Genomic DNA, 15,250 nt, shown 5'->3' with positions numbered 1-15,250 from the left:
ATTATTTAACAAACTCCCCGTTAACCCAGGTCCCTTTATCTATAGCGCCGTTTGCGTATTCCAGCAAGCCTTTACCATGCTGCTGATCGTCTTTCCAGCTTCCTGTGTAGACATCTCCATTATACCACTTCATAATTCCTTTCCCGTTCATTTTGTCTTTTTTCCAGGAACCGGTATATGTTGTGCCTTCAGACCAATACATGATGCCTTGACCTTCGCGATCATAGCCATTCCAGTTGCCCTCATATATATCTCCGTTTGGCCATTTCATTTTACCATAACCAGACATCAGATTGTTTTTCCATTGGCCTTCGTACGAACATCCGTTCGTCCAGATCATTAAACCGTAACCGGAACATTCTCCGTTTACAAATCCTCCGATATATTTATCTCCTGTGGAATAAACCAATGTATCGGTTAACTGCTGCGCTGCTGCAGTACCCGCATACAGAAAAGAAAGTATGAGAATAAAACTAACCCAGAACTTTTTCATAAATATATTCACCCGTTGAAATTATTTTACAATCTCACCAAACAAATCGAACTCTGCGGCATCGTTGATCTTTACGTTTGCAAAATCACCAATGCGTACATACTGATCTTTTGCAGATACCATTACTTCGTTGTCAACCTCCGGACTGTCATGTTCGGTTCTGCCAATAAAGTAACCGCCTTCTTTACGGTCGAAAAGTACTTTATACGTATTCCCTATTTTCTTTTCATTCAGTTCAGCAGAGATCCCTTCCTGAATAGACATGATCGTTGCCTGACGTTCTTCTTTTTCTTCCTGCGGAATAGTGTCTTCCATGGAATAGGAATGCGTGTGTTCTTCGTGTGAATACGTAAATGCTCCCAACCGGTCAAAACGCTGCTCTTCAACAAACGAACACAATTCATCAAAATCTTTTTCTGTTTCACCGGGGTGACCAATGATCATGGTCGTTCTGAAAGCAATGCCCGGAACTTTATCACGGATAGTTTTAATCAGGTCTTCTGTTTTCGGACGGTCAATACCACGGCGCATCAATTTCAGCATATCGCTTGAACCATGCTGCAGCGGCATATCAATGTACTTACAGATATTGCTGCGTTCTGCCATCACATCCAGCACATCAAGCGGAAAGCCTGATGGATAGGCGTATTGCAAACGTATCCAGTCAATTCCTTCTACATCAGACAGATTTTTCAATAAGTCAGACAGATTTCTTTTTTTATAAATATCAAGACCGTAATAGGTAAGATCCTGAGCAATTAAAATCAATTCTTTTGTTCCTTTGGCAGCCATGCCTTTTGCCTGTTTTACCAGGTCTTCCATTGGTGTGGAAACGTGTTTGCCACGCATCACCGGAATGGCGCAGAATGAGCACGGACGGTCACAGCCTTCTGCAATTTTTACATACGCATAGTGTGAAGGTGTCGTCAGCAGACGTTCACCAACCAGTTCATGCTTGTAGTCTGCTCTGAATTTTTTAAGAATAGCCGGCAGTTCATTCGAACCAAAAAATGCATCTACCTGCGGCATCTCACGCTCCATGTCATCTTTGTAACGCTGAGATAAACAACCGGATACATAGATCTTATCGATCAAGCCGTTTTCTTTCGCATCAATATATCGAAGAATGGTATCAATCGATTCCTGCTTTGCATTATCAATAAATCCGCAAGTATTGATTACCACTACATTTGAATTATCATTTTTTGATTCATGCTCTGCTTCAATTCCATTGCCGCGCAACTGAGTCAATAAGTTTTCCGAATCCACTAAGTTTTTTGAACAACCCAGTGTAACGATGTTTACTTTTGTTTTTTGATTGCCTTTTGCTTTCACTGCTATTCGCTTTTATTCTGAATACTGTGCATTATAATCTATGTACACATTCAATGTGGTAACGGAATCTTTAAATACCTGTACAGGTAATAGCAATCCGTCGTCGGTTACATGAGAATATAACCGGTTGTTTTCTTCTATAACAACAGAATAAATTCCCGGCTTTAACGTGCCGACATACGTTCCGTTTTTATCTGATTTTGTAGAGTCAACTACTTCTGTGTGTATGTTCCCGATAAATGCATTTCCATCCAACTCTACTTCTTTCAAGCCTGCCAGCTCATAGAAATATATTTTGCGGGAAACGCCTATCATTGTTCCGTTGGTAAGCAGGTTGCCTTTCGAATCGAACGTGCCTTCTTTATATATAATTTTTCCCTTAACACCTTGTTTGGGAGGTATGGGATCGGTTTCATTACTGCCCAGATTAAATGGCAACTGACTCTCTTTACATGAAATAAAAAGGGTCAGACAAAAAATAAGCTGTACGGTTTTAATTAGCGTTTTCAAACAGTGAATCAACAAATTCATGTTTATTAAATACCTGTAAGTCTTCCATCTTTTCGCCCACACCAATGTAGCGAACCGGAATCTGGAACTGATCGGAGATACCAATTACAACTCCGCCTTTAGCGGTACCGTCTAATTTCGTGATTGCTAAAGACGTTACTTCCGTTGCTTTGGTAAATTCACGAGCCTGTATAACGGCGTTCTGCCCTGTACTGCCATCCAGCACCAGCATTACATCATGCGGCGCTTCAGGAATGAATTTCTGAATGACACGTTTGATCTTTGAAAGCTCATTCATCAGATTCACTTTCGTATGCAATCTTCCGGCAGTATCAATGATTACAACATCTGCTTTCATATCAACGGCCTGCTTAACGGCATCAAATGCTACTGCTGCCGGGTCTGTGTTCATTCCATGGGAAATAACCGGAACGCCTACGCGTTTGCCCCACAATTCCAACTGTTCTACTGCTGCAGCCCGGAAGGTATCCGCTGCACCAAGTACAACCTTCTTTCCGTTTTTATGATAATGTGAAGCAAGTTTACCAATCGTTGTTGTTTTGCCAACACCATTTACCCCTACAACCATTATTACATAGGGTAAGCCGCCTGTTTCCGGAATTTCAAATTCCTTGGAATCCGGAACGGTATCACCTACCAGTAATGCTGCAATTTCTTCTTTTAATATCGTGTTCAGCTCGCTTGTGCTGACATACTTATCTTTTGATGCACGGTCCTGAATACGGCCTATGATCTTAAGTGTCGTTTCAATACCTACATCCGAAGTAACCAATACTTCCTCCAGGTTATCTAATACTTCATCATCAACCTGAGTTTTGCCCAATACGGCTTTGCTCAGCTTTGAAAAAAAACTGGTTTTGGTTTTTTCTAACCCTTTATTTAACGTCTCTTTTTTCTCCTTAGAGAAAAAACTAAATAGTCCCATGCTTACCTGTATCTAAATACCTGATTGTACTATCCGTACTATAACAAATATAAAACAAAAAAAGTCCCTAAGGGGACTTTCTTGTAAGAATATGCTAATGACGTAGAATTACTTCTTTAAAGCTTCTTGTACATCATTGATAGGTACTATCTCTTCTTTGAAGGTATAAGAACCTGATTTTTCAGTTTTAACAGCTCTGATGATTTTAGCGAAACCTTTAGTAGGATCGGTATTTTTCAGCGTTGCAACTACTTTCTTTGCCATAGTAGTAAGTGATTATTTAATTTCTTTGTGAATAGTATATTTCTTAAGAACCGAGTTGTATTTTTTCAACTCAATACGCTCTGGCGTATTTTTACGGTTTTTAGTTGTTATGTGACGGCTTGTACCAGCTAACCCTGTAGCTTTATGTTCAGTACATTCCAATATAACCTGGATTCTGTTTCCTTTTTTCGCCATGATTATTAATATTTTTTAAGGTATCCTGCTGCTGTAGCTTTTTCCAAAACTGCAGACAAACCTTTTGAACTAATGGTCTTAATCGCTTTTGTAGATAACTTCAACGTTACCCATCTGTTTTCTTCGGAAAGGAAGAAACGTTTCTTCTGAATGTTGGGAGCAAATGTTCTCTTCGTCTTATTGTTTGCGTGAGATACGTTGTTACCCGTTCTTGTTTTCTTTCCTGTTATTTGACAAACTCTGGCCATGACAATACTATTCTTACTTTGTAATAGGGTTGCAAATATCTGAATAATTACGTTAAAGAGCAAACCATCCCATAAAATTATTCTAAAAAAGTATCAATTGTGGAAAAAAGAAATCAAAAATAGCTTTTTAGACGTAAAATGAAGGTTTTCACCTTGAAAAAGTTTCCTGATCCAAAATATCGCGCGCTTCTGCTCTTGACGGGAATCTTCTGTCACAAGTCCTTACCTGTTGCCGCTGATTACTATTCTCAGCACATTCAATGGCGTAACTATGGGATAAGGCTGGCAAAACGATGAGTAAAGCCTTCATGAATCTAAGTGTATCTTCCCTCCGAGTATTAAAATGGTGGGCTCGTAACGCTATTTTTATTACCTTTGCATGCTGTTTCTGCGGTTTTCGCAGCCAGTTTACTTATTTCAAAATACATTTAAAAACAATCTATTATGAACACTACTGTATCTCTTAGTCAGCAGGCTATCGAACTCGAAGATAAATATGGCGCACATAACTATCATCCGCTTCCGGTGGTTTTAGCTAAAGGAGAAGGTGTTCATGTATGGGATGTGGAAGGAAAGCATTACTACGATTTCCTTTCTGCGTACAGCGCTGTAAATCAAGGTCACTGTCACCCACGTATTATAAATGCACTGATTGAGCAGGCACAAACGTTAACGCTTACGTCGCGAGCATTTTATAACGATAAATTAGGAGAAGCAGAAAAATTCATCTGCGACCTGTTTGGGTATGATAAAGCGTTATTAATGAATTCAGGCGCGGAAGCAAATGAGTCTGCCATCAAATTAGCCCGTAAGTGGGGCTATCAGGTAAAAGGCATTCCTACAGACCAGGCGGTGATCGTTGCGGTTGAACGCAATTTCCACGGCCGTACAACCGGTATTATCTCCGCTTCTACCGATCCGGATTCAAGAAATAACTTCGGTCCGTTTATGCCGGGCTACCAGATCATTCCTTATAACGATGTAATAGCACTGGAAGAAGCGCTTAAAAATCCAAACGTATGCGGTTTCTGGGTGGAACCGATTCAAGGTGAAGCCGGTGTGTTTGTACCGGGGGATGGCTATCTGAAAAAAGCACAGGAATTGTGTACAAAATACAATGTGATCTTAATGATGGATGAGATCCAGACGGGTTGCGGCAGAACAGGTAAACTGATTGCTTCAAATCACGAAGGGGTGCATCCCGATATGCTGATCTTAGGCAAAGCCTTATCTGGCGGAACGTATCCGGTATCGTGTGTGCTTACTTCGGATGAGATCATGTTAACGATCAAGCCGGGCGAACACGGTTCTACCTTTGGCGGAAATCCATTGGCATGCGCTGTACTTGTTGAATCATTAGCCGTATTGATGGACGAAGGTCTGATCGATAATGCAGCATCTATGGGTGAATTGTTCAGAGACCGCATGAATGCTTTAAAAGACAAATGTGAACACGTTACATTAGTACGTGGCAAAGGCTTGCTGAATGCCATCATCATTAAGCCTACCGCTGATGGCCGTACGGCATGGGATGTTTGTATGAAGCTGATGGAAAATGGTTTGCTTGCCAAACCAACCCATGGTGACATCATCCGCTTTGCTCCGCCATTGATCATTACCGAAGAACAGATCAATGCGTGCTGCGATATTATTGAGAAAACCTTGCTTGAATTTTAATAAGTATCAAGTACGGAGTACAGAGTACTAAGTACAAAATTCAAGATTATAAATTCTGATTAAAAAAATAAAAGGAGTTTTAAGTACTTTGGTCCGCCGCGGCGGACCATAAACTCTGTACTTAGTACTCCTTTTTCTTTACATTATAAACTCTACACTACCCTCATGCGCCGTCCGAGAAGAAACCGTAAGTCAGAAGCTGTCCGTCAGTTAGTAAAAGAACACCGGGTATATACCGAAGATCTGATGTTCCCGCTTTTTTTAACCGGTGGAACAAATGTTAAAACCGAGATTGCTTCGATGCCGGGCATCTTTCGTTTTTCAGAAGATAATCTGCTTCGTGAAATCGACAGCTGCATGAATCTGGGGTTGCGTTCGTTTGTATTGTTTCCGCATTTTCCGGATGAAGTAAAAGATCCATATGCAACCATCAGCTACCAGGAGAATATGTATCTGAAAGCACTTCGTGAAATTAAAAAGCGTTTCCCGGAATGCTGTCTGATGACCGATGTGGCACTTGACCCCTACTCTTCCGACGGGCACGACGGCATTGTTGTGAATGGAGAAATTGTGAATGATGAAACATTGATTGTATTGGGTAAGATGGCGGTAGCACAGGCACAGGCCGGTGCCGACATCGTCGGACCATCGGACATGATGGACGGCCGTGTTGGTTTTATCCGCGACATGCTGGACGATAGCGGTTTTACGAATACCTCCATCATGGCATACACGGCAAAATACGCAAGCGCTTTTTACGGTCCGTTCCGGGATGCGCTGGATTCGGCTCCGAAGTCGGGTGATAAAAAAACGTATCAGATGGATCCGGCCAATGTTACCGAAGCCTTACTGGAGGCAGAACTGGATGTTCAGGAAGGTGCGGACATCATTATGGTAAAACCAGCCCTTGCCTATTTAGATGTAATCAAAACCTTATATGACCAATTCGATGTACCAATCGCAGCGTATAACGTGAGCGGTGAGTATGCCATGGTAAAAGCTGCTGCTGCCAACGGCTGGATCGATAACGATAAGGTGATGCTTGAAACCTTATTAAGCATGAAACGTGCGGGTGCAAAAATTATCCTTACCTATTTTGCGAAGGAGTTTGCGGGTAAGGTGAAGTATTTTTAAATCATAAGCTATTCAATTCATCAATAACCTTAAATTCATTTAAAATGAAAAATATTAACATCAAATATTTACTACAAGTTTTATTAATTTCATTATCTACCTTTTCCAATCAAACTTTTGGACAAAACAATCTTGATTTAATAGGCCAAATAGGTCGAACGCAAACAGATATTATTACAACAATGTCATCACTTAATACATTCACTACATATCAAAAATCCTATAATTCGTTTAATGATATAATTCTAGAATATACAACATATGAAAATAATGACAGTATTAATGGTGATATTATAGAAAAAATTGGTTTCAAAATAAGTCATGAAACAAAAAAATGCTTTGTAATTTTAAATATGAAAGATATAAAATTTCTGCCCAATTTATTAAAAACATTTAATGATGAAAAAAATTACATTAAAATTGGAAATCTTAAATATGTTGATTCATCTGGATTACATCAATATACTTTATTGACAAATCAGTATTGGGTTAATATTGAAATTTTATCTTTAAAGAAATAAAAACATGGTAGATAAATATTCAGTTAGAGATTTTTTTGCTTATTTTTTAGTTGGACTATTTTTATTATTAACCTTATTATACCAATTTAAAATTTTATTGTATAATTATTTTAGTATCTCTATTGAAGATGTTAAATCAACGCCCTCTATAGTTATATTTTTATTAATTCCAAGCTTATACTTGTTGGGTCATATAGTACATTCCATTGATTCAATCATTGGAAGAATTGGTAATTACATTGAAGAAAAATCAACTAAGCATAAATTTGTAATTTTTCTTTTCAAGTGTGTAAATGGCAATAGATTGTTAGGAAATCTAAAGTCTGAAGAAATTGATTTTCCTTTTTTTAACGAAAAAGTGAATAAACTTCAATTTGAAGATAAATACAGGCAATTAGAATATTGGAACTTAATGAATGAATTATTTAAAGGTTTGACATTGATCTCATTCAGCTGGATGCTTTTTTACATAATTAATTTTTCATCGTTGAAATTTTTTATTGCATTGGTTTTGACTTTCTTGTTTTGGTATAGAGCAAGATTCATGGCAAAGAAATATATTTTACTTGTAAATAATACTTATGATTTAATAAAGTAAAAAAAGGGGTGATTTTTTTCAAAAAATAAATTGCAATATTTTTTTAATATAAGAAACCAAATACTTACTTTTAACGTTAGTAACGTAATACATCATGATACTCAGCTTTGGAACAAAAGAAACAGAGAAAATCTGGTCAGGTGAACGTGTACCTAAATTACCCAATGAAATTCAGGAGATTGGCAGAAGGAAGTTAAGAATGCTTAATAACTCGCAAGATTTAAAGGATTTAACCATACCTCCATCAAATAGATTAGAAAAGCTTTCTGGCACTATGAAAGACTTCTATAGTATTCGAATTAATAATCAATGGCGGATTGTATTCAAATGGCAAAATGGAAATGCCATAGAGGTTTCAATAATAGACTATCATAAATAATAACTCTTATGAAAAAACTACCAAACATTCACCCCGGAGAAGTATTGATGGAAGAGTTTTTAATTCCGATGGAAATTACTTCGTACCGATTGGCAAAAGAAATCGGCATTCCGCAAACCCGTGTAAGTGAGATTACAAAAGGCCGCAGACGCATCACGGCTGATACTGCCCTACGCTTAAGCAAATACTTTGGCAACAGTCCAAAATTCTGGCTGGGCCTGCAGGATGATTATGATATTGAAGAAGAAAGCCAGTTGATTGCTGAGGAATTAAAGGCGATTAAGAAAGTGGTGGTATAAATGTAGTCGAAGACTACCAAATGATACACACCAGTCAAAGACTGGCGCGAGGAAGTGTCAAAGACTGGTGCGAGGAAGTGCTATCTTAACTTTCGCTTAGGCCGAAACACCAACAACGGCGTACATCAGATTGAAATAACAAACGATTACACGTTACACGCTAAACTTAACTCTTTCCATGAGAATACAAATCCAAAAACTCAGCTACCGCGACATTGATAGTTTCATTGAACTTCTGGATGTATTTGAAGAAGTGTTTGAAATGAAAAATTTTGAAATGCCGAGTGTAGAGCATCTTGAAGAATTATTAGGCAAAGATGACTTTTTTGTGTTTGTTGCCCGCTCCGAAGGTACCATTGTTGGCGGGCTTACTGCCTATAGTTTAACGCAGTATTTTTCAAAATCACCCTTGCTTTATATTTATGACGTTGCAGTAATGAAGCGCCATCAACGCAAAGGCATTGGCAAAAAATTAATCATGGGCATTAAAGACTATTGCAAAGATTCTGATATCGGAGAAATCATTGTACAGGCAGATGAAGCCGATGAACATGCGATTGAATTTTATCAATCTACAGGTGCCAAGGCAGCGAAAGTTGTGCAGTTTTATTATGCGCTGAATGGGTGATTATTGCAGTCAAAGACTGCAATAATATAGACGCCAGTCCGCTACGCTAAGAATGGCGCGAGAGGAAGTCCACACGAACAAGTTGTTGGTGATCGGCATGAACTATTCTTCACTATCTTCGCATTCGTTCTGGACGAAACACTAACAACGGCAGAGACGTCAGACAAAGAATGGCTCGACTGCAGATTCTTTTGAAATTTGAAATTTGTTATTTGGAATTTAACTTCCTCCCCCACGTCATCTCTTTCTTGTACAACGGACCTTTCTTAGATTCCACTTCAAAACCTACAGTTTTTAATGTACGCTTAAATGCAGACTGCGCACAATAGGTTGTCAAAATTCCTCCTTCGAGCAGACTGTCAAAAATCTTTTTTAAGTTCTCTTCAACCCACACTTCAGCCTGCCGGTTCGGTGCAAAGGCATCGAAGTAACAAACATCGAATGTGTTTACAGGCAATGATTTTTCTTCGAGTGTTGATTTGTATTTGTATATCGTGAAGTATTCAGACAATACATTTTTTTCTTCCCAGGCAGAGGTGTGAATTTTATTAAAGCGCTCTGCTGCCAGCGGTTCGTGCATGAGAGCCGGGTAATTTAACTGATCGGTAATTTCTTTGTTCAAGGGAAACGGTTCCAGTGTATGGTATTCTACTTTCAATCGTAATTCCTCTGCTTTGTTCCAGGTAAGCAATGCGTTAAGCCCTGTTCCGAAGCCTATTTCCAGTACGTTTATATCGCTCTGATCACTGAATGCAAGTAAGCCATATTCAATGTATACATGAATGGATTCCTGCAAGGCTCCGTTTTTAGAATGATAGGTTTCATTCAAAACCGGATTGAATAAGGTGTGTGAACCGTCGCTGGAAAGAATGAGTGAGATATCGGTTGACATGATGAATAATTAACTTTTAATATTAAGTATAATAACTTTAAACAATTCTCCTTACTTAATTTCATTATTCTTTCTTTTCTAATCTTCTGTTCTTTTGCCTTGATGCAACAGAACCAAAAAATCAAGGCTGTGTTTAAAAAAGGCTAAAATCAGGATTCATTCCGCTAACGCCTCAACCGTGGCCTGTGGCACACAGACCACCTGCTGTTCTGAGATGCTACTTCCAAATTATCATCTGTATTATGCAATCTGAACGTTTAATGTATACTCTCTAACTCAATCTGTAGTTGGTGTTCTGTGTGCCACAGACCACGGTTGGCATATCTTCAGGCAGGTCTGCCATGCCAGCCAGATCCGGTAACGATATTGTCATGGGCTTTTCTTCTTCTCCGGTGCTGATGTATATATCATGCAGCTCAAGTATTGCTTTTGCAAGTTGTTTGCGTTGATGTTTTACTGTATCCATACCTTGTGCTTTACATTGTTTCTCAATCTTGCTGTTGCTCGTGACTTGCTGGCAGATTCCTCAACCGTGGCCTGTGGCACACAGACCACCTGCTGTTCTGAGATGCTACTTCCAAATTATCATCTGTATTATGCAATCTGAACGTTTAATGTATGCTCTCTAACTCAATCTGTAGTTGGTGTTCTGTGTGCCACAGACCACAGTTGAAGGAAGTGTTCTGTAGGCCACAGGCCACGGTTGAGGCAAATTTTCACGGTTAATCTGTTAAATATCTCCCTTGCACAAAAATCCGCCGTTCAATAAATTTTCTTTGTTGTATAAAAACATCGATCCATCGGGATTTGTCAATGTTCCGCCTGCGGCTTCTAATACAGCTTGCCCGGCGGCAGTGTCCCACTCCATTGTAGGTCCGGCGCGGTAATACAGGTCCGCTGTACCTTCCGCTACCAAACAGAATTTGATCGAGCTTCCCGTTGTGATAAAATCGGTTACGTTATAATCGGCCAATAATTTTGCTTCTTCTTCCGTACTGTGTGAACGCGATCCCACGGCTGTCCGGCCTGTATCCGGTGCCTTGCGTACGGTAATCGGCGTTTCTTCGCCGTTCACAATTTTGAAGGCACCTTGCCCCACGATCCCGGCATACAAGGTGTCTGTTACGGGAATGTATACCACGCCCATCACCGGACGGTTATTTTCGATCAAGGCAATGTTTACGGTAAACTCTCCGTTGCGTTTGATGAATTCCTTTGTTCCATCCAGCGGATCAACCAGCCAGTACCGTTTCCAGTCTTTACGTTCTTCGTACGGAGTACCTTTTCCTTCTTCCGAGATCATCGGAATCTCAGGGAATTCACCTCTCAAAAGGGTATAAATCACTTGATGTGCATTTTTATCTGCGACCGTAAGGGGGGATTTATCGTTTTTGATTTCGATCAGATCCGTAAAATCGGGTATTGCATAGACCTCCATGATTGCTTTTCCCGCCACCATACTCGCTACAATTGCATTTTCAAGTAAATTATTCATCAAATCGGTTTTAAATTTCAATTCTGCAATTTAAGAAAAGTACCTTAGAATCTTTTGAAAAACTCCCGATCGTCCAACGTATGCTTGGCAGGTACTGTTTATCACAGGATTATCCTTTCCATCCGCCCCTGTTTCTTTGTCAACAATCTGCTTTTTATTAGCCCTTTAATTGCCCCAACTATATGAGATATAGCCAAAAAACCGTATTTTTGAAGTCAGTTTTAATAATAGCTTGTGAATCATATACATCCCATCTTCGATAAAATCCTGCAACGTGAGGATAAAGAAGCGCAGTTAAAACAACATTCCATTGTAATATGGATGGTTGGCTTATCTGGTTCTGGTAAAAGTACGCTTGCAAAGGCTTTAGAAAGAGATCTGCACGATCGTGGTTTTTTAACTACGCTGCTTGATGGCGATAATCTTCGTACCGGTATCAATAACAATCTTGGTTTTACCGAAGCAGACCGCACAGAAAATATCCGCCGCGCTGCCGAAACGTCTAAGTTATTTGCTGCCTGCGGTATCATTACGATCTGCTCATTGATCAGCCCTACGGAAGAAATCCGTTCCATGTCAAAAAACATCATTGGCGCAAACGATTATTTTGAATTGTTTGTTAATACTCCGATTGAGGTGTGCGAACAGCGCGATGTAAAAGGTTTGTACAAAAAAGCACGTGCCGGTGAAATCAAAAACTTTACAGGAATTGACTCTCCGTTTGAACACCCGAAAGCCCCGTCGTTAGAAGTGCGCACCGATTTACATAGCTTAGAAGATTGCCTGCAGCAGATTTTAACAGCTATCCTTCCTAAAATTACCTACTAATTTAGTATTCCAATAGATTATGAATTCATATACACTATCCCATTTAAAACAACTTGAATCTGAAGCGATCTTTATGATGCGCGAAGTTGCGGCTCAGTTTGAGCGTCCGGCGCTTTTGTTCTCAGGTGGTAAAGATTCAATTGTAATGGTACGTTTGGCGCAAAAGGCTTTCTTTCCGGCAAAGATTCCTTTTCCATTGGTTCACGTTGATACGGGCCACAACTTTGAAGAGACCATCGAATTCAGAGATAAAATGGTTCGTGAGATCGGTGCGACATTGATCGTTCGTTACGTTCAGGATTCAATCGATCAGGGCCGTGCAGTGGAAGAAAAAGGACCGAACCCTAGCCGTAATGGTTTGCAGACAATCACACTGCTTGACACCATTGAAGAGTTCAAGTTCGATGCCTGCTTCGGCGGTGCGCGTCGTGATGAAGAAAAAGCACGTGCAAAAGAACGTTTCTTCTCACACAGAGATGAATTCGGTCAGTGGGATCCTAAAAACCAACGTCCGGAGTTATGGAACTTATACAATGGTAAAAAACAACAAGGTGAAAACTTCCGGATTTTCCCATTGAGCAACTGGACAGAGATGGATGTATGGCAATATATCTATTCTGAGAAATTAGATATTCCAAGTATTTACTTCACACATAAAAGAGATATTATCAACCGTGGTGGTACATTATTGTTCAACTCACCTTTCGTAACCTTATTAAAAGGTGAAAAAGTTGAAAACATGCAGGTACGTTTCCGTACTGTAGGTGACATGACATGTACGGGTGCTGTTGAATCAGACGCGGCTACATTGGAAGAAGTCATTCAGGAAGTTGCGTCAGCACGCCAGACTGAACGTGGTACAAGAGCAGACGACAAACGTTCGGAAGCTGCTATGGAAGACCGTAAAAAACAAGGATACTTTTAATTTAAGCGTTACACGCATTTAAAATATATTATGCATCAGACTAAAGAACCCATCACAAACGAAAGTTATTTAAATATGGACTTACTTCGCTTCACTACTGCCGGCAGTGTAGATGATGGTAAGAGCACATTGATCGGTCGTTTGTTATATGACTCAAAGGCAATCTTTGAAGATCAGATGGAACAGATTGAAGAAATCAGCACACGTAAAGGTAAAGGGTATGTTGACCTTTCTTTATTGACAGATGGTTTACGCGCAGAACGTGAACAAGGCATCACGATTGATGTTGCATACCGCTACTTTGCTACACCAAAGCGTAAATTCATTGTTGCCGATACGCCGGGCCACGTACAGTACACACGTAACATGGTTACAGGTGCATCTACTGCCAACTTAGCGATCATCCTGATTGATGCGCGCCATGGTGTTATTGAGCAGACGTGCCGCCACTCATTCATTGCGTCTTTATTACAGATTAAGCACGTAGTTGTGTGTGTGAACAAAATGGACTTAGTGGATTTCAGCGAAGAGAAGTTCAATAAAATCCGTGAAGACTATACAAACTTCGCATCCAAATTAAACATTCCGGATATCCGTTTCATTCCAATCTCTGCATTGATGGGTGATAACGTGGTGGAACCATCTACAAACACTCCTTGGTACCAGGGCGGAACATTGATGTACACATTGGAAACAGTAAACATTGCTTCTGACCTGAACATGATCGATTCCCGTTTCCCGGTGCAGTATGTGATCCGTCCGCAGTCGGACGAGTTCCATGACTTCAGAGGTTTTGCAGGCAGGATCGAAGGTGGCGTGTTTAAGCCGGGCGATGAGATCATGCACTTACCATCCGGTTTAACAACAAAAATCAAAACGGTTGAAACCATCGATGGTCAGCTTGAAGAAGCCTTCCCTCCGATGTCTGTAACCATGACACTAGAAGATAACATCGATATCAGCCGTGGTGATATGATCGTTAAACCGAACAATCAACCGGAAGTTGGTCAGGATATTGAGTTAATGCTTTGCTGGCTGAATGAAAAGAAAATGACACCGGGTGGTAAATACTCCATCAAGCATACTACTAAAGATGCGCGTTGCGTGATCAAAGAAGTCCGTTATAAAATGAACATCAACACGCTTCACAAAATTGAAGATGATAAAACAATTGGCTTGAATGATATCGGACGTGTATTGATCCGTACAACAAGCCCATTGTTCTACGATAGCTATAACAAAAACCGCATTACAGGCAGTGTTATTCTGGTAGATGAGTTTACCAACGAAACCGTTGGTGCGGGTATGATTTTATAACACCTATAACCATACATTACAAAGCCCCGGCCAAAAACCGGGGCTTTTATTTTTGACACTACCTGTTTATCTTGTTATGTAATAAACATTGTAATTATGAACGGCAAAACTATAGCACTTATCTCCTACATTCCTTTTATAGGCTGGCTTATAGCATTCATCTTGTATCTGGAAAACAATACTAAAGACTCATTAGCAAGGTTTCACCTGCGACAGACACTTGGCATACAAATCATGTCTATTGGAGGTTCAATAATACTTGGTTTCTTTCGTCTGTATTTTTTGTTAGGCCCTTTTGATCTGATCTGCTTTGCCTTGTGGATACTAGGCTTATTGTCTGCCTTAAAAGAAAAAGAAAAACCGGTGTTTTACGTAGGACCCTATTTTCAGGAGTGCTTCAAAAATTTCATCCGCTGATACACGAATTAGTCTGACACCTGCGTTAATGCAATATGAAAAAACAATTTCTGCTATGCACTACTATCATGCTGCTTCTTTTCAGCAGCTGTAAATCAAGTGTAACACCAGGTCAGTATAACGGAGAAATGACTAAAAAGAAACCTTGT

21 protein-coding genes are annotated in these 15,250 nt (G+C 39.8%); 11 read left to right on the top strand and 10 right to left on the bottom strand.

From position 1 onward, the window contains the following. Nucleotide 1: 1 nt before the first annotated feature. The 7 genes from CHU_RS03225 to rpmB form a co-directional block, all read right to left on the bottom strand. On the bottom strand, nucleotides 2-493 hold the full coding sequence (locus CHU_RS03225; RefSeq protein ID WP_049755433.1) for an MORN repeat-containing protein: 492 nt from the start codon (nucleotides 491-493) through the stop codon (nucleotides 2-4). Nucleotides 494-514: 21 nt separating this feature from the next. Beyond that, on the bottom strand, nucleotides 515-1,828 hold the full coding sequence (gene rimO / locus CHU_RS03220) for a 30S ribosomal protein S12 methylthiotransferase RimO (protein ID WP_011584056.1): 1,314 nt from the start codon (nucleotides 1,826-1,828) through the stop codon (nucleotides 515-517). 12 nt (nucleotides 1,829-1,840) lie between these two features. Next, complete coding sequence (locus tag CHU_RS03215; protein WP_238379334.1) at nucleotides 1,841-2,338, bottom strand: hypothetical protein; 498 nt, start codon at nucleotides 2,336-2,338, stop codon at nucleotides 1,841-1,843. Then, entirely contained in the window at nucleotides 2,322-3,284 is a 963-nt protein-coding gene (gene ftsY, locus CHU_RS03210) for a signal recognition particle-docking protein FtsY (protein WP_011584054.1), read from the bottom strand. Before ftsY ends, CHU_RS03215 begins: the two co-directional genes overlap by 17 nt. A 108-nt stretch (nucleotides 3,285-3,392) precedes the next feature. Beyond that, entirely contained in the window at nucleotides 3,393-3,548 is a 156-nt protein-coding gene (locus CHU_RS19095) for a DUF4295 domain-containing protein (protein WP_011584053.1), read from the bottom strand. Between the two features lie 12 nt (nucleotides 3,549-3,560). Then, entirely contained in the window at nucleotides 3,561-3,743 is a 183-nt protein-coding gene (rpmG, locus tag CHU_RS03205; protein WP_011584052.1) for a 50S ribosomal protein L33, read from the bottom strand. 5 nt (nucleotides 3,744-3,748) lie between these two features. Beyond that, entirely contained in the window at nucleotides 3,749-3,991 is a 243-nt protein-coding gene (rpmB, locus tag CHU_RS03200; RefSeq protein WP_011584051.1) for a 50S ribosomal protein L28, read from the bottom strand. A gap of 444 nt (nucleotides 3,992-4,435) precedes the next feature. Between rpmB and rocD the strand changes: the two genes are divergently transcribed. The 7 genes from rocD to CHU_RS03165 all read left to right on the top strand — a co-directional run bounded on the left by rocD (nucleotide 4,436) and on the right by CHU_RS03165 (nucleotide 9,227). After that, nucleotides 4,436-5,668, top strand: a complete 1,233-nt coding sequence (rocD, locus tag CHU_RS03195) for an ornithine--oxo-acid transaminase (RefSeq protein WP_011584050.1) — start codon at nucleotides 4,436-4,438, stop codon at nucleotides 5,666-5,668. Nucleotides 5,669-5,833: 165 nt separating this feature from the next. Continuing rightward, on the top strand, nucleotides 5,834-6,802 hold the full coding sequence (gene hemB / locus CHU_RS03190) for a porphobilinogen synthase (RefSeq protein ID WP_011584049.1): 969 nt from the start codon (nucleotides 5,834-5,836) through the stop codon (nucleotides 6,800-6,802). Between the two features lie 44 nt (nucleotides 6,803-6,846). Then, nucleotides 6,847-7,323, top strand: coding sequence for a hypothetical protein (locus CHU_RS03185; RefSeq protein WP_011584048.1), 477 nt, complete (start codon nucleotides 6,847-6,849; stop codon nucleotides 7,321-7,323). Nucleotides 7,324-7,327: 4 nt separating this feature from the next. Then, the gene (locus CHU_RS03180) at nucleotides 7,328-7,921 is read left to right on the top strand and encodes a hypothetical protein (protein WP_011584047.1); all 594 of its coding nucleotides are present in this window, start codon (nucleotides 7,328-7,330) and stop codon (nucleotides 7,919-7,921) included. A 94-nt stretch (nucleotides 7,922-8,015) separates the two neighbouring features. Further along, the gene (locus CHU_RS03175) at nucleotides 8,016-8,300 is read left to right on the top strand and encodes a type II toxin-antitoxin system RelE/ParE family toxin (RefSeq protein WP_011584046.1); all 285 of its coding nucleotides are present in this window, start codon (nucleotides 8,016-8,018) and stop codon (nucleotides 8,298-8,300) included. Between the two features lie 8 nt (nucleotides 8,301-8,308). Beyond that, complete coding sequence (locus CHU_RS03170; protein WP_011584045.1) at nucleotides 8,309-8,599, top strand: HigA family addiction module antitoxin; 291 nt, start codon at nucleotides 8,309-8,311, stop codon at nucleotides 8,597-8,599. Between the two features lie 178 nt (nucleotides 8,600-8,777). Beyond that, nucleotides 8,778-9,227, top strand: coding sequence for a GNAT family N-acetyltransferase (locus CHU_RS03165; protein ID WP_011584044.1), 450 nt, complete (start codon nucleotides 8,778-8,780; stop codon nucleotides 9,225-9,227). A 208-nt stretch (nucleotides 9,228-9,435) separates the two neighbouring features. Here the strand turns inward: CHU_RS03165 and mnmD are convergent, their stop codons facing one another. The 3 genes from mnmD to cysQ form a co-directional block, all read right to left on the bottom strand. After that, nucleotides 9,436-10,119: a tRNA (5-methylaminomethyl-2-thiouridine)(34)-methyltransferase MnmD gene (mnmD, locus tag CHU_RS03160; RefSeq protein ID WP_011584043.1), complete on the bottom strand. Its 684-nt coding sequence runs from the start codon at nucleotides 10,117-10,119 to the stop codon at nucleotides 9,436-9,438. 271 nt (nucleotides 10,120-10,390) lie between these two features. Next, on the bottom strand, nucleotides 10,391-10,585 hold the full coding sequence (locus tag CHU_RS03155; RefSeq protein ID WP_011584042.1) for a hypothetical protein: 195 nt from the start codon (nucleotides 10,583-10,585) through the stop codon (nucleotides 10,391-10,393). A gap of 264 nt (nucleotides 10,586-10,849) precedes the next feature. Then, nucleotides 10,850-11,614 carry a 3'(2'),5'-bisphosphate nucleotidase CysQ gene (cysQ, locus tag CHU_RS03150; RefSeq protein ID WP_041932159.1) on the bottom strand — a complete coding sequence of 255 codons (765 nt, stop codon included), beginning with the start codon at nucleotides 11,612-11,614 and terminating at the stop codon, nucleotides 10,850-10,852. Nucleotides 11,615-11,848: 234 nt separating this feature from the next. Here cysQ and cysC point away from each other — a divergent pair, with 234 nt between their 5' ends. From cysC to CHU_RS03130, 4 genes are all read left to right on the top strand, one after another. After that, nucleotides 11,849-12,442 carry an adenylyl-sulfate kinase gene (gene cysC, locus CHU_RS03145; protein ID WP_011584040.1) on the top strand — a complete coding sequence of 198 codons (594 nt, stop codon included), beginning with the start codon at nucleotides 11,849-11,851 and terminating at the stop codon, nucleotides 12,440-12,442. A gap of 19 nt (nucleotides 12,443-12,461) precedes the next feature. Next, on the top strand, nucleotides 12,462-13,367 hold the full coding sequence (cysD, locus tag CHU_RS03140; RefSeq protein ID WP_011584039.1) for a sulfate adenylyltransferase subunit CysD: 906 nt from the start codon (nucleotides 12,462-12,464) through the stop codon (nucleotides 13,365-13,367). A 30-nt stretch (nucleotides 13,368-13,397) separates the two neighbouring features. Further along, nucleotides 13,398-14,684 (top strand): sulfate adenylyltransferase subunit CysN, encoded by a 1,287-nt coding sequence (cysN, locus tag CHU_RS03135; protein ID WP_011584038.1) that lies wholly within the window; start codon nucleotides 13,398-13,400, stop codon nucleotides 14,682-14,684. A gap of 96 nt (nucleotides 14,685-14,780) precedes the next feature. After that, nucleotides 14,781-15,101 (top strand): DUF4870 domain-containing protein, encoded by a 321-nt coding sequence (locus tag CHU_RS03130; protein ID WP_011584037.1) that lies wholly within the window; start codon nucleotides 14,781-14,783, stop codon nucleotides 15,099-15,101. Nucleotides 15,102-15,250: the final 149 nt, after the last annotated feature.

It is taken from the genome of Cytophaga hutchinsonii ATCC 33406 (assembly GCF_000014145.1).
GTDB classification, from domain to species: Bacteria; Bacteroidota; Bacteroidia; order Cytophagales; family Cytophagaceae; genus Cytophaga; species Cytophaga hutchinsonii.
The sequence above is the reverse complement of the archived record's forward strand: the minus strand, read 5'-3'. Positions and strand labels throughout refer to the sequence as shown.